This is a genomic window from Mesorhizobium sp. BH1-1-5 (assembly GCF_020165615.1).
In the GTDB taxonomy this organism is placed as follows: Bacteria; Pseudomonadota; Alphaproteobacteria; order Rhizobiales; family Rhizobiaceae; genus Mesorhizobium.
In genome coordinates this window covers 247,374-271,293 of sequence record NZ_JAIUIM010000005.1, presented here as the reverse complement: position 1 = coordinate 271,293, position 23,920 = coordinate 247,374, and the positions used below count along the sequence as shown (strand labels likewise).

19 protein-coding genes are annotated in these 23,920 nt (G+C 64.3%); 7 read left to right on the top strand and 12 right to left on the bottom strand.

Features of this window, described 5'->3' with window-relative positions:
- Nucleotides 1-12 precede the first annotated feature (12 nt).
- The 3 genes from LB572_RS09250 to LB572_RS09240 form a co-directional block, all read right to left on the bottom strand.
- Nucleotides 13-1,416 (bottom strand): ArnT family glycosyltransferase, encoded by a 1,404-nt coding sequence (locus LB572_RS09250; RefSeq protein WP_224667512.1) that lies wholly within the window; start codon nucleotides 1,414-1,416, stop codon nucleotides 13-15.
- 192 nt (nucleotides 1,417-1,608) lie between these two features.
- Nucleotides 1,609-4,179 (bottom strand): GcvT family protein, encoded by a 2,571-nt coding sequence (locus LB572_RS09245; RefSeq protein ID WP_224667511.1) that lies wholly within the window; start codon nucleotides 4,177-4,179, stop codon nucleotides 1,609-1,611.
- A gap of 103 nt (nucleotides 4,180-4,282) precedes the next feature.
- A complete protein-coding gene (locus tag LB572_RS09240; protein ID WP_140809283.1) occupies nucleotides 4,283-5,860 on the bottom strand; it encodes a trimethylamine methyltransferase family protein in 1,578 nt (525 codons plus the stop codon).
- 200 nt (nucleotides 5,861-6,060) lie between these two features.
- On the opposite strand from LB572_RS09240, the gene LB572_RS09235 reads away from it, so the two are divergent.
- The 4 genes from LB572_RS09235 to LB572_RS09220 all read left to right on the top strand — a co-directional run bounded on the left by LB572_RS09235 (nucleotide 6,061) and on the right by LB572_RS09220 (nucleotide 12,363).
- A complete protein-coding gene (locus tag LB572_RS09235; RefSeq protein ID WP_224667510.1) occupies nucleotides 6,061-7,233 on the top strand; it encodes an MFS transporter in 1,173 nt (390 codons plus the stop codon).
- Between the two features lie 94 nt (nucleotides 7,234-7,327).
- Nucleotides 7,328-8,488, top strand: a complete 1,161-nt coding sequence (locus LB572_RS09230; protein ID WP_224667509.1) for an MFS transporter — start codon at nucleotides 7,328-7,330, stop codon at nucleotides 8,486-8,488.
- Nucleotides 8,489-8,561: 73 nt separating this feature from the next.
- Nucleotides 8,562-10,634, top strand: a complete 2,073-nt coding sequence (locus tag LB572_RS09225) for a prolyl oligopeptidase family serine peptidase (protein ID WP_224667508.1) — start codon at nucleotides 8,562-8,564, stop codon at nucleotides 10,632-10,634.
- A 349-nt stretch (nucleotides 10,635-10,983) separates the two neighbouring features.
- Nucleotides 10,984-12,363, top strand: a complete 1,380-nt coding sequence (locus LB572_RS09220) for an aspartate aminotransferase family protein (protein ID WP_224667507.1) — start codon at nucleotides 10,984-10,986, stop codon at nucleotides 12,361-12,363.
- 312 nt (nucleotides 12,364-12,675) lie between these two features.
- On the opposite strand, the gene mmsB is transcribed toward LB572_RS09220, so the two are convergent.
- Together mmsB and LB572_RS09210 are read right to left on the bottom strand one after the other, a co-directional pair.
- A complete protein-coding gene (mmsB, locus tag LB572_RS09215; protein WP_224667506.1) occupies nucleotides 12,676-13,560 on the bottom strand; it encodes a 3-hydroxyisobutyrate dehydrogenase in 885 nt (294 codons plus the stop codon).
- Between the two features lie 22 nt (nucleotides 13,561-13,582).
- Nucleotides 13,583-14,749 (bottom strand): isobutyryl-CoA dehydrogenase, encoded by a 1,167-nt coding sequence (locus LB572_RS09210; RefSeq protein WP_140809271.1) that lies wholly within the window; start codon nucleotides 14,747-14,749, stop codon nucleotides 13,583-13,585.
- 139 nt (nucleotides 14,750-14,888) lie between these two features.
- Here LB572_RS09210 and LB572_RS09205 point away from each other — a divergent pair, with 139 nt between their 5' ends.
- Nucleotides 14,889-15,494: a dimethylsulfonioproprionate lyase family protein gene (locus LB572_RS09205; protein ID WP_224667505.1), complete on the top strand. Its 606-nt coding sequence runs from the start codon at nucleotides 14,889-14,891 to the stop codon at nucleotides 15,492-15,494.
- The gene (locus LB572_RS09200; protein ID WP_224667504.1) at nucleotides 15,494-16,969 is read left to right on the top strand and encodes a cobyric acid synthase; all 1,476 of its coding nucleotides are present in this window, start codon (nucleotides 15,494-15,496) and stop codon (nucleotides 16,967-16,969) included. The genes LB572_RS09205 and LB572_RS09200 overlap by 1 nt, the downstream gene beginning before the upstream one ends.
- A 276-nt stretch (nucleotides 16,970-17,245) precedes the next feature.
- Here LB572_RS09200 and LB572_RS09195 read toward each other — a convergent pair whose 3' ends face one another.
- The 4 genes from LB572_RS09195 to LB572_RS09180 all read right to left on the bottom strand — a co-directional run bounded on the left by LB572_RS09195 (nucleotide 17,246) and on the right by LB572_RS09180 (nucleotide 19,777).
- Nucleotides 17,246-17,665 (bottom strand): VOC family protein, encoded by a 420-nt coding sequence (locus LB572_RS09195; protein WP_140809265.1) that lies wholly within the window; start codon nucleotides 17,663-17,665, stop codon nucleotides 17,246-17,248.
- Nucleotides 17,666-17,750: 85 nt separating this feature from the next.
- The gene (locus LB572_RS09190) at nucleotides 17,751-18,584 is read right to left on the bottom strand and encodes a helix-turn-helix domain-containing protein (RefSeq protein WP_140809263.1); all 834 of its coding nucleotides are present in this window, start codon (nucleotides 18,582-18,584) and stop codon (nucleotides 17,751-17,753) included.
- A 184-nt stretch (nucleotides 18,585-18,768) separates the two neighbouring features.
- On the bottom strand, nucleotides 18,769-18,939 hold the full coding sequence (locus LB572_RS09185; RefSeq protein WP_224667503.1) for a hypothetical protein: 171 nt from the start codon (nucleotides 18,937-18,939) through the stop codon (nucleotides 18,769-18,771).
- Nucleotides 18,940-18,991: 52 nt separating this feature from the next.
- Nucleotides 18,992-19,777, bottom strand: a complete 786-nt coding sequence (locus tag LB572_RS09180; protein ID WP_224667502.1) for a TSUP family transporter — start codon at nucleotides 19,775-19,777, stop codon at nucleotides 18,992-18,994.
- A gap of 202 nt (nucleotides 19,778-19,979) precedes the next feature.
- Here LB572_RS09180 and LB572_RS09175 point away from each other — a divergent pair, with 202 nt between their 5' ends.
- Nucleotides 19,980-20,411 carry a TerB family tellurite resistance protein gene (locus LB572_RS09175; RefSeq protein ID WP_140807760.1) on the top strand — a complete coding sequence of 144 codons (432 nt, stop codon included), beginning with the start codon at nucleotides 19,980-19,982 and terminating at the stop codon, nucleotides 20,409-20,411.
- A 64-nt stretch (nucleotides 20,412-20,475) separates the two neighbouring features.
- Here the strand turns inward: LB572_RS09175 and LB572_RS09170 are convergent, their stop codons facing one another.
- Genes LB572_RS09170 through LB572_RS09160 form a run of 3 tightly spaced genes read right to left on the bottom strand, consistent with a single transcriptional unit; the run spans nucleotide 20,476 to nucleotide 23,908 of the window.
- Nucleotides 20,476-22,098, bottom strand: coding sequence for an ABC transporter ATP-binding protein (locus LB572_RS09170; protein ID WP_224667501.1), 1,623 nt, complete (start codon nucleotides 22,096-22,098; stop codon nucleotides 20,476-20,478).
- Nucleotides 22,095-22,964 carry an ABC transporter permease gene (locus LB572_RS09165; RefSeq protein WP_224667500.1) on the bottom strand — a complete coding sequence of 290 codons (870 nt, stop codon included), beginning with the start codon at nucleotides 22,962-22,964 and terminating at the stop codon, nucleotides 22,095-22,097. Before LB572_RS09165 ends, LB572_RS09170 begins: the two co-directional genes overlap by 4 nt.
- Nucleotides 22,961-23,908, bottom strand: coding sequence for an ABC transporter permease (locus LB572_RS09160; protein WP_140807757.1), 948 nt, complete (start codon nucleotides 23,906-23,908; stop codon nucleotides 22,961-22,963). Before LB572_RS09160 ends, LB572_RS09165 begins: the two co-directional genes overlap by 4 nt.
- Nucleotides 23,909-23,920 lie beyond the last annotated feature (12 nt).

Sequence of the window (23,920 nt, the reverse complement as noted above, 5' to 3'; positions counted from 1 at the left end):
TCCCCTGAACCCTTACTGCGCGGTCTTCTTGTGCAGTCTGGTGATCGTGACTTTGCGCGGCGGGAAGCCGAGCGCCTGCGGCACTTCGACAGTGCGGTGGACGGTGTCCATCACGTAGCCAGCTTTCGTCATTTCTTCAAAGACATCCGAGGGCGGTTCCCTGTCATCGGTCAGGACAAGCACCGCCGGCTCGCGGATCGACCGGGCGAAGTCCGGCGTCTCGTCATCGAGCGCGATGAGATCGGCATCGACCAGGCGAAGATTGCCGACCCAGAACCAGCTCGAGACCACGGTCTTGACCGGTCCGTCGGCGTTGATCTGCTTGTAAAGCGACTGGTAGTCCGTACGCACGATGCCGCCGCGGCTGTCGCCGCCGTGCAGGTGCATGTACCAGCTCAGCGGCAGCACCAGCATAGCAAGAAGAGCGCCGACGAAGACGATGGTGGCTTGCGTCTTTCGGCCCTTCTGGCCCATGGCGTCGAAGCGCATGGCAAGGGCCGCGGGCAGGAGGATGAAGATGGGCAGCATCCAGCGGTCGCGAAACTGCGTGATGCCAGCCGCCAACACGACTGCCACCATCACCACCAAGCCAAGGACGATCGCCCGCCACAACAGCTTTTCCGGCCACCGCACCGGCTGAGGCGACTCAGTCCGGTTTCTCATCGCCAGGACATAAGCGGCGGCAAAAATCACGGCAGGCAATCCGGCGAAATTGACGATCGCATTGGCCAGTCTGCGGCTGCCGAGAAGTGCTGTTTTCGCAATGCTGCCGCCTTCGGCGACGCCCAGGCCATCTTGGTGCGAGAGCAGATCTTCCAGATGCGTCAGGCTCCAATAAAGCGTCGGCAGGCAGGCAAGGACCGCTACCGCCACGCTGATCAGGAAACGGCGGTCGAAGATCGCCTCACGCGTTTCGCGAACCGAGAGGGATGCCAGGAACAGGGCGGCAAGGAAGATGACGATGTTGTATTTCGACAGCATCGCGGCCGCCGTCGCCAGGCCGAAAAACGCATAGGCAACGGCCGAACGCCGCTTCTCCACCTCGACAAGCGCCAGAAGCAACACCGAGGTGAAACAGAATATGGCGACCGAGTGGGTGAGGGCGTGCTGCATCTCCCAGAAGACCTGGGGAAACAGAAGCAGCCCGAACATGCCCGAGGCAGCGGCGCGGTTCGAGTAGCCGAGGCGGCGTATGGCGGTGAAATACGCTGCCAGCCCCGCGGCCAGCAGGCCGTATTTGACGATCTTGAGGGCAAGGACGCTGGTTCCGACCAACGAGGCCGCAAGCATGGCGAGCCAGGTGTACAAAGGCGGCTGCGAACTGCCGTAGCCGGCAGCCAGGAACCGCATTTCCATCAGTTGCTCGGAATCGTCGACACCGACGCCCGTGGCCGCAACGTGGGACAACAGGGCCATCACGACGATCTGGGTCAGACAATAGAGGAGGACCGACGCGATCGCGGCGCTGAATGGACCGACCCGTTCATCGCAGAGCCAATCGGTCCATTTCTCTAACTGCCGCAAGGGGATGGTCTTCTCATGCTGATGCGCCGGTAGCGGGCCCGACCATGCCATAGCGCCCGGCGCAATCCAATGATTCCCGAGGCTTCAGGTCCGCATCTTCTCGCCGCTCGGATCGAAGAGCGGCTCGACATTGATGCGGGCCGGGCGGCGGTGACCGAGGATCTCGATCTCGAACAGGCCGGCGCTTTCGTCCTCGGCAAGAGCCGCCGGCACGTAGCCCTGCGCCATCGACTTCTGGACGTAATGCGCATAGCCGCCCGAGGTGACCCAGCCGACGACGCGCCATTCGCCGTCGATGATGCCGCGCACGGCGGAAGCGCCCTCGGCTGCCTTCGAGCCACGCACTTCCTTCCCCGTCTCATCGAAGCGCGGCGCGCCGTAACCATGCGGCTTTTCGACCGTGCCGTAGTCCTTGCTGACCTTGGCCCAGATCGGCTCGTCGCCCATCACGTCGGCGTCTATGGCGTCGACGATGAAGGAAACGCGGCGCAGCTTCGGACCCTCGGCGTGTTCCTTGGCCGACGCCTCGCGCCCGATGAAGTCGTTCTTCTCCAGCTTGATGAAGCGGTCCATCGAGCCTTCGAACGGCCCGTAGATCGGCCGAAGCTCGCGGAACCAGGTCGGGAAGTTCTTTTCCAGGCGCATGGAGAGCAAAGCGCGCATGCCGAAATCGACCAGGCCGAACTCTTCGCCGGCGTCCTTGATCGCCTTGTACACCAGGCGCTGATAGGCAGGCGCCATCCAGATCTCATAGCCGAGATCGCCGGTGTAGGTGATGCGGTTGACCATGCATGGCGCGCCGCCGACCGCCATTTCGCGGAAATCCATGAAGCGGAAGGCTTTGGTCGAGATGTCGACATCGACCAGCTTCTGCAGCAGGTCCCGCGACTTCGGCCCGGCGATCGAGAGACCTACCAGCGTCTGGTCGAAGCGGTGGATGCGCACCGACCCATCCTTCGGCAGGTGCTTCTCGAACCAGCGCATATGGTATTTCTGCGCCGCCGACGAGCCCCAGATCATGAAGCGGTCTTCACCGGCCTTGGCGATGGTGAAGTCGCCGATCAGCTTGCCGAACTCGTTGACCATCGGGGTCAGCACGATGCGGCCGACCTTCGGCATGCGGTTGGTCATCAGCCGGTTGAGGAAATCCTCGGCGCCCGGACCCGACACCTCGTATTTGGCGAAGTTGGCGATCTCGGTGACGCCGACCTTCTCACGCGTCGTACGCACTTCCTCGCCGATCGGGCCGAAGTCGTTGGAGCGGTGGAAGGACACGATGTCCTTCGGCTCCGTGCCCTTCGGCGCGAACCAAAGCGGGGTTTCCAGGCCCCAGCTATCGCCCATGACGGCGTTGTTGGCGAGCATGGTATCGTAGAGCGGCGTCGTCTGCGCGGGCCTAGCGGCAGGCAGCTCTTCGTTCGGGAAGCGGATCGAGAAGCGCCGCGAATAGTTCTCGCGCACCTTGGCGTTGGTGTAGCGCAGGCTCGCCCATTCGCCGAAGCGGGCGACATCCATGCCCCAGACGTCGAAGCCCGGATCGCCATGCACCATCCAGTTGGAGAGCGCCAGGCCGACGCCGCCGCCCTGGCTGAAGCCGGCCATGACCGCGCAGGCGCACCAGAAATTGGTCAGGCCCTGGACAGGGCCGACCAGCGGGTTGCCGTCGAGCGCGAAGGTGAAGGGGCCGTTGATGATCTGCTTGATGCCGGCTTTCTCGATGCCGGGGAAATGCTTGAAGCCGATTTCCAGCGACGGCGCGATGCGGTCGATGTCGGGCTGCAAGAGCTCGTGGCCGAAATCCCACGGCGTGTTGACCGGCGACCACGGCTTGCAGGCCTTCTCATAGGTGCCGAGCAGGATGCCGTTGCGCTCCTGGCGGGTGTAGATCTCGCCCTTGAAGTCGAGCACGCCGATCATCTCGCGGCCGGTCGACTTGTTGAACTCCTCGACCTCCGGCATCGGCTCGGTGAGGAGATACATATGCTCCATCGCCAGCACCGGCAGCTCGACGCCGACCATGCGGCCGATCTCGCGCGCCCACAGGCCGCCGCAATTGACGACATGCTCGGCGTGAACCGTTCCCTGCTCGGTGACGACGTTCCAGGTGCCGTCCGGCTGCTGCGTCAGATCGACGACGCGGTTGCGCAGCACGATCTCGGCGCCGAGCTTTTTCGCGGCCTTGGAATAGGCGATTGTCGTGCCCGAAGGATCGAGATGGCCTTCGACCGGATCCCACATGGCGCCGACGAAATTCTTCTCGTCCATCAGCGGGAACATCGCCTTGGCTTCCGAAGGCGTGATCAGCTCGGTGTCCATGCCGAGATAGCGGCCCTTGGCGTGGGCAAGCCGCAGAAAGTCCATGCGCTCGGGGGTATCAGCCATCATCACGCCGCCGGTCAAATGCAGCGAGCAGGACTGGCCGGAAATCTCCTCGATCTCCTTGTAGAGCTGGACCGTGTAGGCCTGCAGCTTGGCGACGTTCGGGTCGCCGTTCAGCGTATGGAAGCCGCCGGCCGCATGCCAGGACGAGCCGGAGGTGAGCTCCGAGCGCTCGATCAGCATGATGTCGGTCCAGCCGGCCTTGGCGAGGTGATAGAGCACCGAGCAGCCGACGACACCGCCGCCGATGACAACCGCTTTAACGTGAGATTTCATACAGATGGGTCCGTGTTTACAGAGACTGAATCGAATGATTGGGTTTGAAGGCTAAGCGAAGCTCGACTGAGCGCAGTCGACTGTCCACCCTCAACACTGAAAATCAGAAATCGGTCGGCGCGCCGCCTTCGGCGCGGCGCTTCTCGACGAAGTCGTTGAGCTCCTCGCGGATGGCCGGGTCCATATACGGCTCCTCGTAGGAGGCAAGGCGTTCCTTCCAGACCTTGTTGGTCCGCTCCATCGCCGTCGGCGAGCCGGCCTCGGTCCAGCTCTCGAAGTTGCGCCAGTCGGAGACGATCGGTGAATAGAAGGCGGTCTTGTAGCGCGCCTGCGTGTGCGGAGTGCCGAAGAAATGACCGCCCGGGCCGACCGACTGGATGGCGTCGAAGCCGAGCGCGTCCTCGGAGAGGTCGAGCGGGGTGAGGAACTCGGCCACCATCTGCAAAAGATCGATGTCGAGGATGGTCTTTTCATAGGAGCAGCGCAGGCCGCCTTCCAGCCAGCCGGCGCCGTGCATCATCAGATTGCCGCCGCCCTGGATCGCGCCCCATAGCGAGAAGACGCTTTCATAGGCGGCCTGCGCGTCCACCGTGTTGGCGGCGCAGGTGTTGGAGGTGCGGTAGGGGATGTTGTAGCGGCGGGCGAGCTGGCCGCCGACGAGCTGGGCCTTCATGTATTCGGGCGTGCCGAAGGCCGGCGCGCCGGACTTCATGTCGACATTGGAGGTGAAGCCGCCATAGCCGACCGGCGCGCCTTTCTTCACCATCTGCGCGAAGGCGATGCCGGAAAGCGCCTCGGCGTTCTGCTGCACCAGCGCGCCGGCGACAGTGACGGGCGCCATGGCGCCCGAGAGCGTGAACGGCGTGACGATGACAGCCTGGCCCATGCTCGACATCTGGATGATGCCCTCCATCATCGGCACGTCGAGCTTGAGCGGCGAATTGGTGTTGATGATGGTGAAGACCGACGGTTCCAGCATCAGCTGCTCGCGGCTGATGCCGCGGGCGATGCGGGTGATCTCGATGCCGTCGACATTGCGCTCCTTGCCGAGCGAATAGATGTGGAAGACCTTGTCGGTCAGCATGGCGAGGTCGCGGATGCATTCCAGGTGCCGCACCGAGGGGTGGATATCGATCGGCTCGACCGGATAGCCGCCGGTGCATTGCAGGATGTTGTGCATCTGCGCCAGGCGCAGGAAATTGCGGTAGTCGGCCTGGTTGCCGGGCCGGCGGCCGCGGTCGAGGTCGGAACAGTTCGGCGCCGAGGCCATCATCGACAGGATGACGTTGTTGCCGCCGAAACGCAGATTGTGCGCCGGGTTGCGGGCATGCAGCGTGAATTCCGACGGGCAGTGCGAGACGAGCTCCAGGATCATGTCGCTGTCGAAGCGCACACGCTCCGAGCCTTCGCGCACATCCGCGCCATGCGCCTTCATGATGCGGCGGGCTTCCTCGTGCAGAACGTCGACGCCGATTTCCTTCAAGACGCGCAACGAGGCGATATGGATCGATTCCAGCTCGTCGTCTGACACCAGCTTGGTCGGGGTCAGCGGGTTCTTCAATTGCCGGAAGGCGGGCTGCTCGAAAGCGGCCGAGCCGCCGGCGCGCTTGCCCGCGCGGCCGCCACGGCGGGCGCGATCGGTTGCCAGGGCCGGCTCGGCGGGATGAAGGGCGGCAGTCATGAGAAGCCTCGTGAGGATGCGAAATTGGCCGCATAATGGACTGGCGGCAATGCAACCGGTGAGGAGGCGGCGACCACTAGGACGAGGGAAGCGACATGCCGGAGGGGGAGCGGGCTGGATCGCCAAATTGCTTCCGCTGAGGCATCAGGGAGGCTCTTGCTGCTGATAATGATGCCGTGATTGTTCAACCGCGAGCCACAATGACCGCTTCCGTCCAGACCGTTGAAGACAGACCGCAATGGGCGGCCCTTGCCGGCGTCACGGCAGCACTTGCCATGTTCGGCGCGGCGCAAGGGTTGAGCTCGCCGCTCTTCACGCTGCTGATGCAGAAGCAGGGCTTTTCGCCGGGCTTGATCGGTCTTTCGGCGGCGATGATGCCGGTCGGGCTGATCCTGTCGGCCTCCTTCGTGCCGGCGGCCGTGCGGCTGGTCGGCGCGCGAAACCTGGCGGTCGGCTGCTCTCTGCTTGGAGCACTGTGCTTCCTGGCCATAGGCTATTTGCAGAACTGGGTCGCCTGGTACATCATCCGCTTCGTCATCGGCGTGGTCATCAACCCGCTCTATGTGCTGGGCGAGGTCTGGGCGCTGTCGCTGGCGCCGCCATCGCGGCGCGGACGCGTCATGGGCGTGTTCAACACGCTGATGGGCGCCGGCTACGCGGCCGGGCCGTTCACGCTCACGCTGGTAGGCACAGTCGGCTGGGCGCCGTTCGGCGTCGGCATTGCCGGCTTCACCCTTTGCGCCGTCATTCTGCGCCTCGTCTCCTCGAAGCTCACGGGTTTCGAGGATGACGGGCAGCCAGCCGGGAGCTTTTTCGGTTTTGCCCGGCTGGCGCCGGCGCTGCTCTTGGCCGTGCTGGTCTCCGCGGCGGTCCAACAAAGCACCTATGCGTTGGTCCCCGTCTTCGGCGCCGGCTATGGATTGCCCGAGGCGACGCTTGCCGCGCTGGTGATGATGCTTTCGCTGGGCAACATCGTCCTGCAGATCCCGCTCGGCCTGCTTGCCGAACGCTTCGGCGGGCGGCCCATGATCCTCGCCTGTGCAATGGCGACGACGGCTTGCGCGATTCTATTGCCGCTGTTGATCACCACGCCATCGATCTGGGGCGTGCTTCTGGTGATGGGCGCGGTCGGCTATGGCGTCTACACGATGGCGCTGGTCGAGCTCGGCGGCCGCTTCAAGGGCTCGCTGCTGGTCACCGGCAATGCGGCTTTCGCGCTGCTATGGGGCGTCGGCGGCATCGTCGGGCCGCCCGGCGCCGGCGCCCTGATGCAGGCGATCGGGCCGCTCGGGCTGCCTGCCGTCATCATTGGGCTCGACCTTCTGCTGGTGGCGTTCGCCCTGTATCGGTCCCTGCGGCGCAAGCGTTCCTGACAGGGATTGGCTGGAGCATCCGCTTTCGCCGGCGGTGGGCCTTACGGCAACCGGCCACAACGGTTATGCCTCCAACCGATTGGATCAGGAACTGATGGCTCTGGCGGATTCAGAGAGCAGCGGGAGCGTGCAGTGGGCAGCGATCACCGGCGTGATCGCGACCGTTTCGGTGTTCGCCATAGCGCAAGGGCTTTCCTATCCGCTGCTCAGCTTCATCCTGCAACGGCAAGGCGTCTCGCCGGCGGTAATCGGGCTGTCGGCGGCAATGACGCCGGTCGGCTTCATCCTGTCCTCGCCGCTGATCCCGGGATTGGCGCGCCGGTTCGGAGCAGGGCGCACCGCGCTCACCTGCGCCGCGCTGTCGGCGCTGGTGCTGGCACTGATCGGCTGGACGCAGAATGTCTATCTGTGGTTTCCGCTGCGCTTCCTCATCGGCGTGGTGACCAATCCGCTTTATGTCTTGAGCGAAATCTGGGTGATCGCGCTGGCGCCGCCGTCGCGCCGCGGCCGCGTCATGGGCGTCTACTCCACCATCATCTCGGCGGGCTTCGCGGCCGGACCGCTCTGCCTGCTTGCCGTCGGCACCGAGGGCTGGCCGCCTTTCCTGGTCGGCATTTCTGCTTTCGTCTTTTGCGGCGGCTGCCTGGCCGTGGTGGTGAAGCGGCTGCCGAAGGTCGACGAGGCCGAGAACAAGGTTTCGGTGCTGGGCTTCATACCATTGGCCTGGCTGCTCATGTCGGCGGTGGTCGTCGCGGCGGGTTTCGAGCAGGCGATCCTGGCGCTGCTGCCGGTCTATGGAACGCATCACGGCATTCCCGAAGCGCGCATGTCGGCGCTGCTGTCGGCAATGATCGCCGGCAACATTGCCATGCAGGTGCCGCTCGGCCTGCTCGCCGAAAGGCTGACGGCGCGCCTTGTTCGCTTCGGCTGCGTCGTCGTGACGATCCTCGGATGCGTGCTTTTGCCCGCTCTGATCGAGACGCCGCTGATCTGGGTCTGCGTCTTTGTCTGGGGCGCGGTTTCCTACGGCATCTACACGATGTCCATCATCGAGCTCGGCGAACGTTTTACAGGCTCGGCGCTGGTCGCCGGCAACGCCGCCTTCTCGCTGATGTGGGGCCTCGGCGGCATCATCGTGCCGCCGCTGACCGGCAGCGTAATGGACGTCGTTGGCGCCGGCGGCCTGCCGGTCACCCTCGGTGCAATCTGCGCGGCGCTGGCTGCGGCGACGGTCGCGCGACGGCGGGTTTTGTGATCGATCCCGCCACGGCTCTTGAATATCAACGCAGCGAACGCGATGTAGGCGGGGCCGCGAGATGGAGTCCCGCATGACCAGCACGATGACCAGAACCCAGCCCGAATTGACCGCCAATGATCCCTTCCTCTGGCTGGAGGATCGCAACGGCAAGGAAGCGTTGGACTGGGTTCATCGCCAGAATGCGCTGACCGTCGCCGAATTGCAGGGCGATCCTTCCTATCAGGCGACTTTCGAGACCGCGCTCGACCTGATGACGGCCCAGGATAATATCCCGGTCGGAGCAGCGCTTGCCGGTTACGTCTATAATTTCTGGCAGGACAAGACCAATGCGCTGGGACTCTGGCGGCGCACGCCCGTCGCTTCCTACAAGACCGAGAAGCCGGAGTGGGAGACCATCATCGACTTCGACCAGCTCTCGGCGAAAGAAGGTGTGAAGTGGGTGTTTGGCGGAGCCAGCCGGCTCTACCCCGAGTTCAACCGCTGCCTGCTCTACATGTCGCCCGATGGCGGCGACGCCAGCGAGATGCGTGAATTCGACATCGCGACGAGGTCCTTTGTCGACGGGGGTTTTTCCGCGCGCGCCTCCAAGTCCGGCTTTTCATGGCTGGACAAGGATACCGTCATCGTTTCGGCGGCTTTCGAGGAAGACGACAAGACGCAATCCGGCTATCCGCGCGTGATCAAGCTGTGGCGGCGCGGCACGAAGCTCGAGGACGCCACGCAGATCTTCGAAGGCGAGAAGCAGCATCTCGCGGTCGGCGGCGGCGTGGAACATGACGGCGACAAGCGGCATGTGCTGCTCGGCAAGACGCTCGACTTCTTCACCTCGCAAAGCTTTTTGCGATTGGCCACGGGCGAAAACAGGCGCATCCCGCTGCCGGACGACGCCACCGACACGGCGATCTTCAAGGGCCAGCTGATCTTCGGCGTGCGCAGTCCGTGGACGGCGCCGGACGGCACGCGCTGCCTGCCCGACGGGCTTTACTCGTTCGATTTCGACCGCTGGATCGAGAGCGGCGCATTCGGTCCGTTCCAGACCGTGCTCGAGCCGGCGCATCGTGTCTCGATCGCCGGGCTCGCCAGGACGCAGGACCGGCTGTTCATCAATTTGATGGACAATGTCCGTGGCAAGGTCATCGCCTGCGACCGCACCGCCGATGGCTGGTCGCTGAAACGGATCGCGCTGCCCGACAACGGCAATGTCGGCATCAGCCATGTCGAGCATTTCGGCTCCAGCGTCTCCTTCTCCTTCACCGATTTCCTGACGCCGAGCTCGATCATCTGGTCGGACGACAATGGCGAGACGCTTGAAACCGTGAAGTCGCAGCCGGCCCGCTTCGACGCCGCGCCTTATGTTTCTGAACAGTTCGAGGCGCGCTCGAAGGACGGCACGATGATCCCGTATTTCGTGGTGCGGCGACGCGACCAGAAAGGACCGGTGCCGGCGCTGCTCTACGGCTACGGCGGCTTCGAGGTGCCGCTCTTGCCCGGCTATGCCGGCATTCGCGGCAAGCTCTGGCTGGACAAGGGCAACGCCTATGTCCAGGCCAACATACGCGGCGGCGGCGAGTTCGGCCCGGCCTGGCACCAGGCGGCGCTCAAGGGCAAGCGCCAGAACGCCTTCGACGATTTCGCGGCGGTGGCCGAGGATGTGGTCAGGCGCGGCATCACCACGGCGACACAGCTCGGCATCCAGGGCGGCTCCAATGGCGGCCTGCTTACCGGCACGTCGCTGACGCAGCGGCCGGAACTGTTCGGTGCCGTCATCATCGACGTGCCGCTGCTCGACATGCTGCGCTACACCGAACTGCCGCCCGGCGCCTCGTGGATCGCCGAATATGGCGACCCGTCGAAGCCGGAGGATGCAGCCTGGCTCGGCGCCTATTCTCCCTACCAGCATGTCTCGGCCGATGTCGCCTATCCGCCGGTGCTGTTGATGACGTCCACCGCCGACGACCGCGTGCACCCCGGGCATGCCCGCAAGATGGCGGCGCGGCTGCAGGAGGCAGGCCACGGCAAGACGCTGTTCTTCGAGGAAACCGAAGGCGGCCATGGCGGACGCGGCGACCGCCGGCCGCAGGCGGCGCAGACGGCGATGCGCTATATGTTCCTGCAACGGGCGCTTGGCGGTAAGGTGTATTGATATTCAGGTGATGCCGGCCTGCAAATAGCGGTTTTCTGCGCTTCCGGTGCTCACGTACTTTGAGTACGCTCCGCTCCGGTTCTCGGAAACCGCCATTTTCGGCTCGGCCTGACCTGAATCTCAACCCACCTTGGCACGGCTTGAATTTTGGGCCTCAGGCGGCATAAGCTGCCGCCATGATCCGCTTCAGCACATCTGGCGCCTTCGGGGTCGCGGTGACGCCGTCACCGCGGACCCTTCGCGCCGAGCTGTTGCGGTTGTGTGCCCGCATCGGCTATTCGCCGCCTGCCTTCCTCTGACGAATCCGCCCCGGCCGTGCCGGATTGATTCAAGAGGAAAGATCAAAGCCATGACTTATCAGAATTATTCGCTGAAGCAGCTTCAGCAGATCGACGCCGCGCATCACCTTCATCCCTTCACCGACCATAAGGAACTGCGCGAAACGGGGTCGCGCATCATCACCCATGCCAACGGCCCGTTCATCTACGATGCCGACGGCACCGAAATCCTCGACGGCATGGCGGGCCTTTGGTGCGTCAATGTCGGCTACGGCCGCGACGAGCTCGCCGAGGCGGCATCCGCCCAGATGAAGGAGCTGCCCTACTACAACTCCTTCTTCAAATGTTCGACGCCGACGCCGGTGCTGTTGTCGAAGAAGCTGGCGGAGCTGGCGCCCAAGCATGTCAGCCAGGTTTTCTACGGCTCGTCCGGGTCGGAAGCCAACGACACTGCTCTCAGGCTCGTGCGCCACTACTGGGCGCTTGAAGGCAAGCCCGAGAAGAACCGCATCATCTCGCGCAAGTCGGCCTACCACGGCTCGACGATTGCCGGCACCTCGCTCGGCGGCATGGAGCCGATGCACAAGCAGCTCGGCGGCGCGGTGCCCAACATCGTCCATGTAATGATGCCCTATGCCTATGAGCTGGCGCTGCCGGGCGAGAGCGACCATGATTTCGGTATTCGCGCGGCGAAGGCGGTCGAGGACGCCATCCTCGAGGCTGGCGCCGACAGGGTCGCGGCCTTCATCGGCGAACCGGTGATGGGCGCCGGCGGTGTGAAGATCCCGCCGATGAGCTATTGGCCGGAAGTGGAGCGCATCTGCCGCAAATACGATGTGCTGTTGATGCTGGACGAGGTCATCACCGGCTATGGCCGCACCGGCGAATGGTTCGCGGCGCAGACCTTCGGGATCGAGCCCGACACCATCACCACCGCCAAGGCGCTGACCTCGGGCTACCAGCCGCTGTCGGCGCTGCTGGTCGGCGACCGCGTGGCCAGGACGCTGGTCGAGAAGGGCGGCGAGTTCTATCACGGCTATACCTATTCCGGTCATCCGGTGGCCTGCGCGGTGGCGCTCAAGAACCTCGAGATCATCGAGAAGGAAGGGCTGGTCGAGCGGGTCAAGAACGACACCGGTCCCTATTTCGCGCAGGCGCTGCAGGAGCGGATCGCCGGGCACAGGCTGGTCGGCGAGGTGCGTTCGATCGGCCTGATGGGCGCGATCGAGATCGTCAAGGACAAGGCGACCAAGGAACGCTATCTGCCGTCGGGAAGTGCCGCGGTCCTGGTGCGCGACCATGCGATCGCGAACGGCATGATGCTGCGGGCCACCGGCGACACGATGATCCTGTCGCCGCCGCTGATCTGGACGCGCGACACCATCGACATGGCCTGCGAGCGCATCGCCAAGGCGCTCGATCTCGCGGATGCGGATTTGCGGAAGCGGTAGGCCAATTTACACCGGGCGCTCCTCGATCGGGCGCCCGGTCCAACTTCCCGGACCGTCCAAAACGCAAAAACCGCGCCCCAACGGGAACGCGGCTTTGCCAGATACGCATGGCGTTTCGCTACGAAACACTTGCGAAACTTACGGGCTCCGGTACGCGAGACCTGATCCGGAGCGCCGGGCAGACGCGATGTCCGCCTCGCAGTCCGTTTTAAAGGCACATCGTTACCGGTGAGTTAGCGAGACCTTAAGCAAATCTAAATTTGCCGGCTTCCGAGCGGCAAAAATCGAAAATAACCTTTTTAAATCAAGTTGTTATGCCTGATTTCCGCGCAGGAAATTAATAATGCCGGAAAAATCGGCGCCGGCATGACCCTGCGCGTTGAACAAGGCATAGAGCTGCGTGGCCTCGGCGCCGAGCGGGGTCACGGCGCCCGCGCCTTGTGCTGCTTCCTGCGATAATTTCAGGTCTTTCAGCATGAGCGCGGCGGCAAAGCCGGGCTTGTAGTCGCGGTTGGCCGGCGATCCCGGCACCGGGCCGGGGACCGGGCAATAGGTGGTCAGCGACCAGCATTGGCCCGACGAGGTGGAGGCGACGTCGTACAGCGCCTGGTGCGACAGGCCCAGCTTTTCGGCGAGCACGAAGGCTTCGGCGACGCCGATCATCGAGATGCCGAGAATCATGTTGTTGCAGATCTTGGCCGCCTGGCCCGCGCCGTCGCCGCCGCAATGGACAACGCGTCCGGCCATCGGCTTCAGGATCGGCTCGGCGACAGCGAAGGCCTCGTTCGAGCCACCGGCCATGAAGGTCAGCGTGCCGGCCGTGGCGCCGCCCGTGCCGCCGGAGACAGGTGCGTCGATCGACTGCAGGCCATGCTTCGCGGCAATCGCATGCGCCTTGCGCGCCGATTCGACATCGATGGTCGAGGAATCGATGAACAGCGCGCCTTTCTTTGCCTTGGGCGCGATGTCCTCATAGACCGACAGCACATGCTTGCCGGCAGGCAGCATGGTGATGACCACGTCGGCGTCCTTCACTGCCGTGGCGGCGTTCGCCATGACGGTAATGCCGTGCTCCTTGGCAGTCGTGAGGTTCTCCGGAACGAGATCGAAGCCGTAAACAGCGTGTCCCGCCTTTACGAGGTTGGCAGCCATCGGATTGCCCATATTGCCCAGGCCGATGAAGGCGATGGTGCTCATTGTCTCTCTCCCAAAAGTCTGTTCAGCGGCCGATCAACGAGCGCGCGATGATGACGCGCATGATCTCGTTGGTGCCTTCGAGGATCTGATGGACGCGCAGGTCGCGCACCAGCTTCTCGATGCCGTAGTCGTGCAGGTAGCCATAGCCGCCATGCAATTGCAGCGCCTGGTTGGCGATGTCGAAGCCGATGTCGGTAACGAAGCGCTTGGCCATCGCCGACCATTTGCCGGCGTCGGCCGCCTTGCGGTCGAGCTTCGAGGCGGCGGCGTAGAGGAAGATACGGGCCGCCTGCAGTTCCGTCTCCATGTCGGCCAGCCTGAACTGCAGCGCCTGGAACTGATTGATCTTGGAGCCGAAGGCTTTGCGCTCGGAAGTGTAAGCGAGTGCCTTGTCGAGCGCCGACTGCGCTCCGCCCAGCGAACAGGCGGCGATGTTGAGGCGGCCGCCGTCGAGCCCGGCCATGGCGATGCCGAAGCCGGCGCCTTCGGCGGCAAGCAGGTTCTCGGCCGGCACCTTGCAATCCTCGAAGATCACCTGGCGGGTCGACTGCATGTGCCAGCCCATCTTGTGCTCGTTGGCGCCGAAGGACAGGCCCGGCGCATCCTTGGGCACGACGAAGGTCGAAATGCCTTTCGGCCCGTCCGCGCCGCTGCGCGCCATCACGACATAGAGATCGCTGTCGCCGGCACCGGAAATGAACTGCTTGGCGCCGTTGAGCACGTAATCGCCGCCGCTTTTGACCGCGCGCGTTTTCAGCGCGGCAGCATCCGAGCCTGAGCCGGGCTCGGTCAGGCAATAGCTCGCCAGCCACTCCATCGAGGTCAGCTTCGGCAGGAAGCGCTGGCGTTGCTCGTCGCTCCCGAAGCGGTCGATCATCGAGGCCGCCATGTTGTGGATGGAAATGAAGGAGGAGAAGGCCGGATCGGCGTGGGCGAGCGCCTCGAAGATCAGCACGGCGTCCAGCCGCCCAAGCGCCGAGCCGCCGACATCGTCGCGCACATAGATGCCGCCGAGGCCGAGCGGCCCGGTCTCGCGGATCACATCGGCGGGGAAGTGCTTCGCCTTGTCCCAGTCGAGCGCATTGGGCGCGACGCGGTCCGCCGCGAAGGCCTGGGCCATCTCCTGGATGGCGCGCTGTTCCTCATTGAGTTCGAACTGGCCAGCGCCCGCATCGACTGCCGCGTCCATGGCGTGCTCCCTGTCGTTTCAGGCCTTCTGGCCTGTCGTTTTTGGCTTTGCGCGTCGTTCAATCTAGACCAATGATGCCGCCGCGCAACCCGGGCCGTTGAGAACCGGCTGTGCATGGAATGACTAACGGAGCTCTTGCGTGCCGACAATTTTCGATGAGTTGCTGGAGCGATTCCACGTCTGTCTCGCCGGCGTCGACGACGATCTGGTCGCGGACGAAGTCGCGCGTATCGACTGGGATATGCCTGTCCGGTCCCTCGAACCGCGCGCGCTTGGCTGCCTTGGTCATCTCGATCGCATCGCCGAGCTCGCGCCGGCCGGCGCCAAGCCGCTGGCGCGGTTCGTTGCCGACCGTCGGGACGAGCTGCGCTGGGGGCAGACCTATACCGCCGCGGATTTCGGGCAGGGTTTTGTCGACAATTACGGCTGGCTGGAAGTGTTCGGCACGCGCGGGCATTTCGTCAATGAAGAGGTTGCGGCCGGTCTGCTGATCCTTGGGCCGGACATGGTCTATCCCGACCATCACCACATCGCCGAGGAGATCTACATCCCGCTGACCGGCGGCACGAAATGGCGCATGGGCGAGAGCGGTTTCCATGTTCGCGACGCCGGCGAGGTCATCCACCACGCTTCCAACGTCAATCATGCCATGCGCACGGGTAAGGAGCCGCTGATGGCACTTTATCTTTGGCGGGGCGGGCCGCTGGCACAGAAATCGACCATTGGCTCGGGGGGCAGGGGCTGATGGCAAAAGCGATCATGCTGCAGGGCACCGGCTCGGATGTCGGCAAGACCGTGCTGGTGGCGGGGCTCTGCCGGGCCGCGAAAAAACGCGGGCTGAAAGTCAGGCCGTTCAAGCCGCAGAACATGTCGAACAATGCCGCCGTCGCCGGCATCCCGGGCGGCGACAAAGCCGGCGAAGGCGAGATCGGCCGCGGGCAATGGCTCCAGGCGCTGGCCTGCGGCGTGAGACCGACGGTGCATATGAACCCGGTGCTGCTCAAGCCGCAGAGCGATATCGGCTCGCAAGTTGTGGTGCAGGGCAAGGTGCATGGCGAGGCGCGGGCACGTGACTACCAGGCGATGAAAGCCGGGCTGATGGACGCGGTGCTGGATTCGTGGGCCAAGGTGGGCGAGGGCGCCGACCTGGTCATCGTCGAGGGCGCAGGCTCGCCGGCCGAGATCAATCTCAGGAGCCGCGACATTGCCAATATGGGTTTTGCGACGCGCGCCAATGTGCCGGTGATCCTGGTCGGCGACATCGACCGCGGCGGCGTCATCGCTTCCGTCGCCGGCACGCATCTCATCCTTCCGGAGGAAGACCGGCGCATGATTGCCGGCTATCTCATCAACAAGTTCCGCGGTGATGTCTCGCTGTTCGACGACGGGATAAGCGCAATCGAAAAGTTCACCGGCTGGCGCTGCTTCGGCGTCGTGCCATGGCTGAAGGCGGCGGGCCGGCTGCCTTCGGAGGATTCCGTCGTGCTCGAGCGCCTCGCTTCCGGCGAGAAACGGGCGTTGAAGGTCGCGGTGCCGATGCTGGCGCGCATCGCCAATTTCGACGACCTCGATCCGCTGAAGGCCGAACCGCAGGTCGAGGTGGTGTTCGTGCCGCCGGGCAAGAGGCTGCCGGAGGATGCCGGGCTTGTGGTCATTCCCGGTTCGAAGTCTACCATCAGCGACCTGCTGAAATTCAGCGAGAATGGCTGGGATCGCGATCTTGCCGCTCATCGCAAGCGCGGCGGTCATGTCGTCGGCATTTGCGGTGGCTATCAGATGCTCGGCCGCGTGGTGCGCGATCCCGACGGCATCGAAGGCAGCGTCACCGAGGCCGAAGGCCTCGGCCTGCTCGATATCGAAACGGTGATGGAACCGGAAAAGACCGTGCGCAATTCAAGCGCGCACTCGGTGCAGTTCGGCCTGCCGCTCGAAGGCTACGAGATCCATCTCGGCCGCACCACTGGCCCGGACACGGCGCGGCCGTCGGCGATTCTCAACGGGGTCGAGGACGGTGCGGTCTCGGCCGACGGCAAGGTGATCGGCACCTATCTGCACGGGCTGTTTTCCGCCGACGCCTTTCGCGCCGCCTACCTGGAGAGCCTCGGCGTCATGGGAGGCGGCATCGACTATCGCGCGGACGTCGAGAGGGCGCTGGACGAGGTCGCGGCGGAGTTGGAGCGCCACCTCGACTGCGACGCGATTTTTTCGCTGGCGCGGTAGACGGCCCTGTCGGGACCACAGGGTTTGTGATTGGCGAAAACACCCATCGGGTCGTCATCCACGGGCGGAGCAAGGAGCGTAGCGACGCAGCGCAGACCCGAGGATCCATTCCGTGACCTAAAAGCGTTGCAACGGTGCAAAATTCTGCTCCGCTGCACTCCTCGTGCAAGGTAACGGAATGGATCCTCGGGTCTGCACGTCCGCTTCGCTCCCGCTCCGCCCGTGGATGACGAAACTGTTGAGGCTTTCGCCAATCTCTAGCGTCGGCGCTGAGGCTCACGCCTTCTCCCCGGCCTTCGGCCAATAGGTGCCGAAGGACCAGACATTGCCTTCAGGGTCGAGGCAGATGAACTCGCGGCTGCCATAGTCGCGGTCGACCAGTTCCTGGATGATTTTGGCGCCGGCCTTCTTGGCGCGCGCATAGGTGGCATCGGCGTCATCGACGGCGATGTAGATCGATTTGCCGCCGCCACCGCCTGGATCACCGACCATCTTGCCGTAATCGTCGTCGCGCGCGCTGCCCAGCATGATCATCGAGGATCCGAAGGTCAGCTCAGCGTGGTGGACGATGTCGCCCTCGCCATAGCGGGCGCGCAGCTCGAAGCCGAAGGCCTCGCTGAGCCAGTCGATCATCTTGGCGGCGCCCCTGTAACGCAGGGCCGGATAGAGACGGGGTGCTTCGTTTGCTGTCGGCATGACATTCTCCCTATGTTGGTTGATGATTGCCAGTCTGTACGAAGGCGGTTTCCGCGTCTTGAAGAAATGTTACCTCGGCTGAGGCCTACATCGACGCCGCGAGGCCGGTCGGCGTCTTGCCGGCAAGCTGGCGGAACTCGCGCACCAAGTGCGCCTGGTCGGCATAGCCGCAATCGGCGGCGATGCCGGCCCAGTCATCATCCTGCCGCTTCGAGAGCGAGAGCGCGCGATTGAAGCGCACGATGCGCGACAATGTCTTCGGGCCGATGCCGATCGCATCGGTGAATTTGGCCGCCATGTGCCTGCGGCTCCAGCCGATCTCGCCGGCGAGCGCAGAAATGCGAGTGCGGCCGCCCGACGCGACGACCGTCCGGTAGGCCCAATCGACTTCCGGCGAAAGGGCGTTCGCTTCGGCGAGGCGGCTGGTAATGAAGCCTTCGGCAATGTCGAAGCGCGCATTCCAATCCGCCGCTTCGCCGAGCTGTTCGCGCAGCGCGATGCCATCGAAGCCCAGCGCGTCGTCCAGCCCGACCATACGGTCCCGCAACTCGCTCATCGGCAGGCCGAAGAATTGCCTGGCGCCAAGCGGCGTGAAATTGACCTGGACGCAGCAGGCGCCGCCGAAGGATTCGATCATGACCGGCCCGGCATAGAGGCCGGCGGCAAAGCTGGCGTAGCGGTCGTTGTCGCCCGGGCTGTGGCCGAGCCCGATGGCGAAGGCTTCGGCGAAGCTGATCACCAGCGGCACGGTGAGCGAAGCATATTCGACGATACGGAAATGACCGGGCCATATCTCGCGATAGCCGCAGATGTCCGTGACGATGCCTGCAAGCGAGGCAGAGGGCTTGCGCCGCACCATCTCGAAATGGAGGGCGGGAGAGCGATTATCCTGGCGATGGCGCTCTGGCTCTTCGGACATGACGCAAGCCTAGTGCATTTCACCGTTTCATGGAAACGGCGAAATGCCCTATCTCTTTGTTTTTACGCAATTCCGGACGGAAAACCGCTCACACTTTTCCTGGAATTGCTCCAGCAGACCGCGCCCTCAAATCAAAAGCGCCCGGCAGGGCCGGGCGCTCCGAGTTGCCTAAGATCTGCGAATTTCAAGCGCCGCGCATCAAACAGCCGGCGGCGAGCACGACATAGGCGATGAGTATGATCCAAACGGATGCAAGTGGAATGAATGCAAGAACGCCAAGAGCGGCGAGAAGGCCGATGATGGCGATGACCAACGAAATAATGAACACGATCTGGGTGGGCGCACTGAGATTCATGTCTGGTCCCTCCAACGTGATTCGCAACACCCCAATTGTAGCAGCAGGTGCCTCACACACCAATTAGCTGGCGCAAGGGATTGGCCGGTTCGGCCAGCAGCTTCGCGGCGAGCGCCAGGCAGACGACGACCAGCAGCGGCTTGATCAGCCTGGCGCCGATGCGGATCGCCAGGCTTGCGCCGACACGGGCGCCGATGAACTGCGCCACGCCCATCATCAGACCGATCTTCCAGTCGATGACGCCGACGGCGGCGAAGACGACGAAGCCGCCTATGTTGGAGGCGAAATTGAGCAGCTTGGTATGCGCCGTCGCCTTGAGCACGCCATAGCCGGCAAGGGTGACGAAGGCGAGCATGTAGAAGGAGCCGGCGCCGGGGCCGAAGACGCCGTCATAGAGGCCGACCACCGGTGGGATGATCAGCCCGAACAGGAAAGGCGACAGCCGCTCGGCGCGATCGACGTCGTCCATGTTCGGCTTCAGCGCGAAATAGAGCGCGATCGCGATCAGGAGCAGCGGCAGCAAAGCGCGCAGGAAATCGCCGGGAACGACGGTCGCCAAAAGCGCACCGACCGCGCCGCCGACAAGCGCCAGCAGGGCCGACGGCAATTGGCGGCGCAGGTCGACCTGGCCATTGGCGGCATAATGGATGGTGGCCGAGCCGGAACCGAACATGCCTTGCAATTTGTTCGTGCCGAGGGCTGCGACCGGCGAAAAACCGGCGAGCAGCAGCGCCGGGATAGTGATCAGCCCGCCGCCGCCGGCGATCGAGTCGACGAAGCCGGCGGCAAAGGCGGCGGCAACGAGTATGAGGACGGTCTGCAGCGTAAGGTCGATCATCGGGGGAGGGGCGCCTGGAAGGAAGCCGCAGCTTCCATCACGCTCGCCCCGTTTGCGCAAGAGCGATTCCACGCCAGATCGGTTCGCCGCTACACGCCGAACCGCTCTGTTCTTTGGCTTGGCGCAATTGCGGACGGAAAACCGCTTCACACTTTTCCTGGAATTGCTCTAACAATCAGGTGGAATCGCAAAGGGGAGCTTGGTGGCGATGGCGCTGCTCGACCAGATACGTTCGATCTTCGACGGTGACCCGGGTGTTCGCAAGGTGGCGGACGACCCGGTGCTGTCGGCGGAACTTCTGATGCTGTTTCGCATGATCCTGGCCGACGGCTCGGTCTCGGAGAGCGAGATGGTCGTCTTCCGGCGCATCTGCAAGGAAGCCTTCGGCATCCCCGAGGCCTCCATCGACAGCGTCATCGAATATCTCAACGATTATGGCTACGAGACCAATGGCTCGCAGGCGATCGCGCTGTTCCGCGACCTTGATGTCGAGCGTCGGAAACTGCTTGCGCGCCACATGGCCGAGATCGCCAAGGCCGATGCCAAGCTGGCGGAAAGCGAGGTGAAGCTCCTGCGCCGCACGCTCGACCTGCTCGATATCAGCCCCGTCGATTTGGTGAAGCCGGAAAACTGAAGCAATTCCAGGAAAAGTGTGAAGCGGTTTTCCGTCCGGAACTGCATCAAACAAATAGCCTGGCTCACCCCTGCTCCTGCATCTTGCGCGCGATGGCGCGGTGGAGGTCGGGCGCTGCCGCGACCAGCGCCTGGGCTGCTTCCGAGCGCGGATGGTCGAGCACGTCGGCGGCGCGGCCGCGTTCGACGATCCTGCCTTCATGCATGACCAGCACCTCGTCCGCCATGGCGCGGGCGACCGTCAGGTCATGCGTGATGAAGAGATAGGCGATGCCGAGCTTCTGGTTCAGCTCGGCGAAAAGGTCGAGGATCTGGGCGCGGATCGAGACGTCCAGCGCCGAGACCGGCTCGTCGGCGACCACCAGCTTCGGACGCGTGATGATGGCGCGGGCGATCGACAGGCGCTGGCGCTGGCCGCCAGAGAATTCATGCGGGTATTTGTCCATGTCGCGCGGCCCGAGCCCGACTTCATGCAGCGCATGCGCGACCATCTCGCGGCGCTCGGGCTTTGCGGGCTGCTTTTCCAGAAGATGCAGCGGCTCGGCCACCAGCTTCTCCACCTTCTGGCGCGGGTCGAAAGAGCCATAAGGATCCTGGAACACCACCTGCATGTCGCGCCGGGCCGGCCTTAGCGCCGCTTCCGGCCTGCCCGTGATGGCCTCGCCGCGAAAGCGGATCGTGCCGGCCGTCGGCTTGTCCAGCGCCAGGATCATGCGGGCAAGCGTGGACTTGCCGCAGCCCGAGCGGCCGACCAGCGCCACCGATTGCGCGGGCTCGATGGCGAGCGAGACATCGTCGACGGCGCGGATCGGCTGCGCCGGCCGGAACAGGGATGTGCGCCGGCCCGGATAGGCCCGGCCGACATTTTCGACTTCGAGCAAGGGCTTTGCCGATCCGGCAAGGTGCGGTTTCGGGCGAGCTGGCACATGCATCGATGCCAGCGCCAACTCGCGCGTGTAGGGATGCTGCTGCTCCGACAGCGTGCGGGCGGTGTCGCCGGCTTCCGTCACTTCGCCGCGGCGCAGGATGGTCAGGCGATCCGCCATCTCGGTCACAACTGCGAGGTCGTGCGAGATGAGCAACAGGCCCATGCGGTTCTCGCTGACCAGATCGCGCAACAAGTCGAGGATCTGCGCCTGCAGTACCACGTCGAGCGCCGTCGTCGGTTCGTCCGCGATCAACAATTTAGGTTTAAGTGCGCAGGCGATGGCAATGATGACGCGCTGGCGCTGGCCGCCCGACAATTCGTGCGGGTAGCGCGACAGCGGGAATTTTGCTTCGGGCAAACCGACGCGGTCGAGGATTTTTCGCGCGCGCTCCTCGGCCTCGGCCCGGCCCGCCTTGGTGTGCCAGCGTATGCCTTCGGCGACTTGCTCGCCGATGGTCTTCACCGGGTTCAGCGCCGTCATCGGCTCCTGGAAGACCATGCCGATATCGTCGCCGCGCAAGGCGCACATCTGGTCTTCGGTCGCGCCTAGGATGTCGATGCCGTCGAAGGCGACGCGGCCGTCGGCGCGCGCCAGATGCGGCAAAAGCCGCATGATCGTCAGCGCCGTCATCGACTTGCCGGAGCCGGATTCGCCGACCAGGCCGACCACTTCGCCTGGCGCGATCGTCAGCTCGACGCCTTTCAGGATCGGCGTGGCGCCGATCGCCAGCGACAGGTTCTCGATCTCCAGCAGGCTCATCGGCGCCGCCGCGATTTCGGATCGAGGATGTCGGCGATGCCGTCGCCGAGCAGGTTCAGCCCAAGCACGGTGATGACGATCGCCATGCCGGGGAAGATCGCCATCCAGGGCGCGGTCACCATGCGCGTCTGCGCGTCGAACAGCATGCGGCCCCAGCTCGGCATTGGCGGCTGCGCGCCGAGGCCGACATAGGAAAGCCCGGCTTCGGCGAGAATGCCGAGCGCAAACTGGATCGTGCCCTGGACCAAGAGCAGCGTGGCGATGTTGGGCAGGATGTGCTCGATGCTGATGCGCGTCATGCCCTTGCCGGCGGCGCGCGCGGCGAGGATGAACTCGCGCGGCCAGATGGCTAAAGCGCCGGCGCGCGTCACGCGGGCGAAAACCGGGATGTTGAAGATGCCGATGGCGATGATGGCGTTGACCGCGCCCGGGCCGAAGGTCGCGGTGATCATGATCGCCGAGAGCAGCGCCGGAAAGGCGAAGACGAGGTCGTTGACGCGCATCAGCGCCTCGTCGGCCAGGCCGCCGCGCGCGGCGGCGAAAGCGCCGAGCGGCACGCCGATGCCCATGCCGATGCCGACCGCGACCAGCGCGACGGCGATCGAGTTGCGGGCGCCGATCATGATCATCGACAGGATGTCACGGCCGAAATGGTCGGTGCCGAACCAGTGCGCCCAAGAGGGCGCCTGCGTCTTGTCGGCGATCACCAGCTTTGTGACGTCGTAGGGCGTCCAGATGAAGGACAGCAACGCGACGGCCACGATCAGCAGCGTGATGACGAGCCCAATCAGGAAGGAGCGGTTGCCGAAGGCTTTGGTCAGCACGCCGGCGATGGTTTCCTCGGGCAGGTCGACGCGCATGGTCATTGCCGGCCTCTGAGGCGCGGGTCGACGATGGCGTAGGAGAAATCGACGACGAGGTTGATCAGGATCACGGCGGCGACCAAAAGCATGACGATGCTCTCGACCACGATCAGGTCGCGCTGGGTGATGGCCTGGAAGATCAGTCGGCCCAACCCAGGTAGGTAGAAAACATTCTCGATGATGATGGTGCCGGCAAGCAGGAAGGCGAATTGCAGGCCCAGGATTGTGAGCACGGGGATCATGGCGTTGCGCAGCGCATGGCGCCACAGTACGGCGCGGTAGGGCAGGCCCTTGGCGCGCGCGGTACGGATATAGTCCTCGTTGAGCACCTCGATCAGCGCCGAGCGGGCGACGCGGCCCAGGATCGCCGCCTGCGGCAGCGCCAATGCAATGGCCGGCAAGATCAGGGATTTTAGTGCAATCCAGATGCCCGCGCCCCAGCCGGGAAAACCGCCGGCGGGAACCAGATGCAGCCAGACGGCAAACAGATAGATCAGCATCAGCGCGAACCAGAAATTCGGCACGGCGACGCCGAGCTGCGCGGCACCCATGGTGAGCGTGTCGCCCGCGCGGCCCTGGCGGCTGGCGGAGAAGACGCCGACCGGAATGGCGATGATGGTCGAGAGCGCCAGCGCGATCAGCGCCAGCGGCAGGGAGACGACGACGCGTTCCCGCACGAGGTCGATGACGGGCACCGAATAGGTGTAGGAACGGCCGAAATCGAGGCTGAGCAAGCCGCCTGCCCAACGCAGATAGCGCAACACCAGCGGCGCATTCAGCCCCATCTGGTCGCGCAGCACTTCGACCTGCTCGGCGCTGGCATTCATGCCCAGCATCAAGCGCGCCGGGTCTCCAGGCAGGATCTCCATGACCGCGAACACCACCATCGAGGCCAACACCAGGGTGAGGGCCGCGATGATGAGGCGTTTGAGGAGGTAGGCGGTCATGGAAAGCGATCA

Excerpts from the sequence above, each read along its gene's own strand:
- LB572_RS09200 (WP_224667504.1), top strand. The coding sequence starts at position 15,494 with ATGGCAAAAGCGATCATGCTGCAGGGCACCGGCTCGGATGTCGGCAAG.
- LB572_RS09180 (WP_224667502.1), bottom strand. The coding sequence starts at position 19,777 with ATGATCGACCTTACGCTGCAGACCGTCCTCATACTCGTTGCCGCCGCC.
- LB572_RS09185 (WP_224667503.1), bottom strand. The coding sequence starts at position 18,939 with ATGAATCTCAGTGCGCCCACCCAGATCGTGTTCATTATTTCGTTGGTC.
- LB572_RS09210 (WP_140809271.1), bottom strand. The coding sequence starts at position 14,749 with ATGGACGCGGCAGTCGATGCGGGCGCTGGCCAGTTCGAACTCAATGAG.
- LB572_RS09160 (WP_140807757.1), bottom strand. The coding sequence starts at position 23,908 with ATGACCGCCTACCTCCTCAAACGCCTCATCATCGCGGCCCTCACCCTG.
- LB572_RS09240 (WP_140809283.1), bottom strand. The coding sequence starts at position 5,860 with ATGACTGCCGCCCTTCATCCCGCCGAGCCGGCCCTGGCAACCGATCGC.
- LB572_RS09235 (WP_224667510.1), top strand. The coding sequence starts at position 6,061 with ATGACCGCTTCCGTCCAGACCGTTGAAGACAGACCGCAATGGGCGGCC.
- LB572_RS09220 (WP_224667507.1), top strand. The coding sequence starts at position 10,984 with ATGACTTATCAGAATTATTCGCTGAAGCAGCTTCAGCAGATCGACGCC.
- LB572_RS09245 (WP_224667511.1), bottom strand. The coding sequence starts at position 4,179 with ATGAAATCTCACGTTAAAGCGGTTGTCATCGGCGGCGGTGTCGTCGGC.
- LB572_RS09250 (WP_224667512.1), bottom strand. The coding sequence starts at position 1,416 with ATGGCCCTGTTGTCCCACGTTGCGGCCACGGGCGTCGGTGTCGACGAT.
- LB572_RS09230 (WP_224667509.1), top strand. The coding sequence starts at position 7,328 with ATGGCTCTGGCGGATTCAGAGAGCAGCGGGAGCGTGCAGTGGGCAGCG.
- LB572_RS09170 (WP_224667501.1), bottom strand. The coding sequence starts at position 22,098 with ATGAGCCTGCTGGAGATCGAGAACCTGTCGCTGGCGATCGGCGCCACG.
- mmsB (WP_224667506.1), bottom strand. The coding sequence starts at position 13,560 with ATGAGCACCATCGCCTTCATCGGCCTGGGCAATATGGGCAATCCGATG.
- LB572_RS09190 (WP_140809263.1), bottom strand. The coding sequence starts at position 18,584 with ATGTCCGAAGAGCCAGAGCGCCATCGCCAGGATAATCGCTCTCCCGCC.
- LB572_RS09165 (WP_224667500.1), bottom strand. The coding sequence starts at position 22,964 with ATGACCATGCGCGTCGACCTGCCCGAGGAAACCATCGCCGGCGTGCTG.
- LB572_RS09195 (WP_140809265.1), bottom strand. The coding sequence starts at position 17,665 with ATGCCGACAGCAAACGAAGCACCCCGTCTCTATCCGGCCCTGCGTTAC.
- LB572_RS09225 (WP_224667508.1), top strand. The coding sequence starts at position 8,562 with ATGACCAGCACGATGACCAGAACCCAGCCCGAATTGACCGCCAATGAT.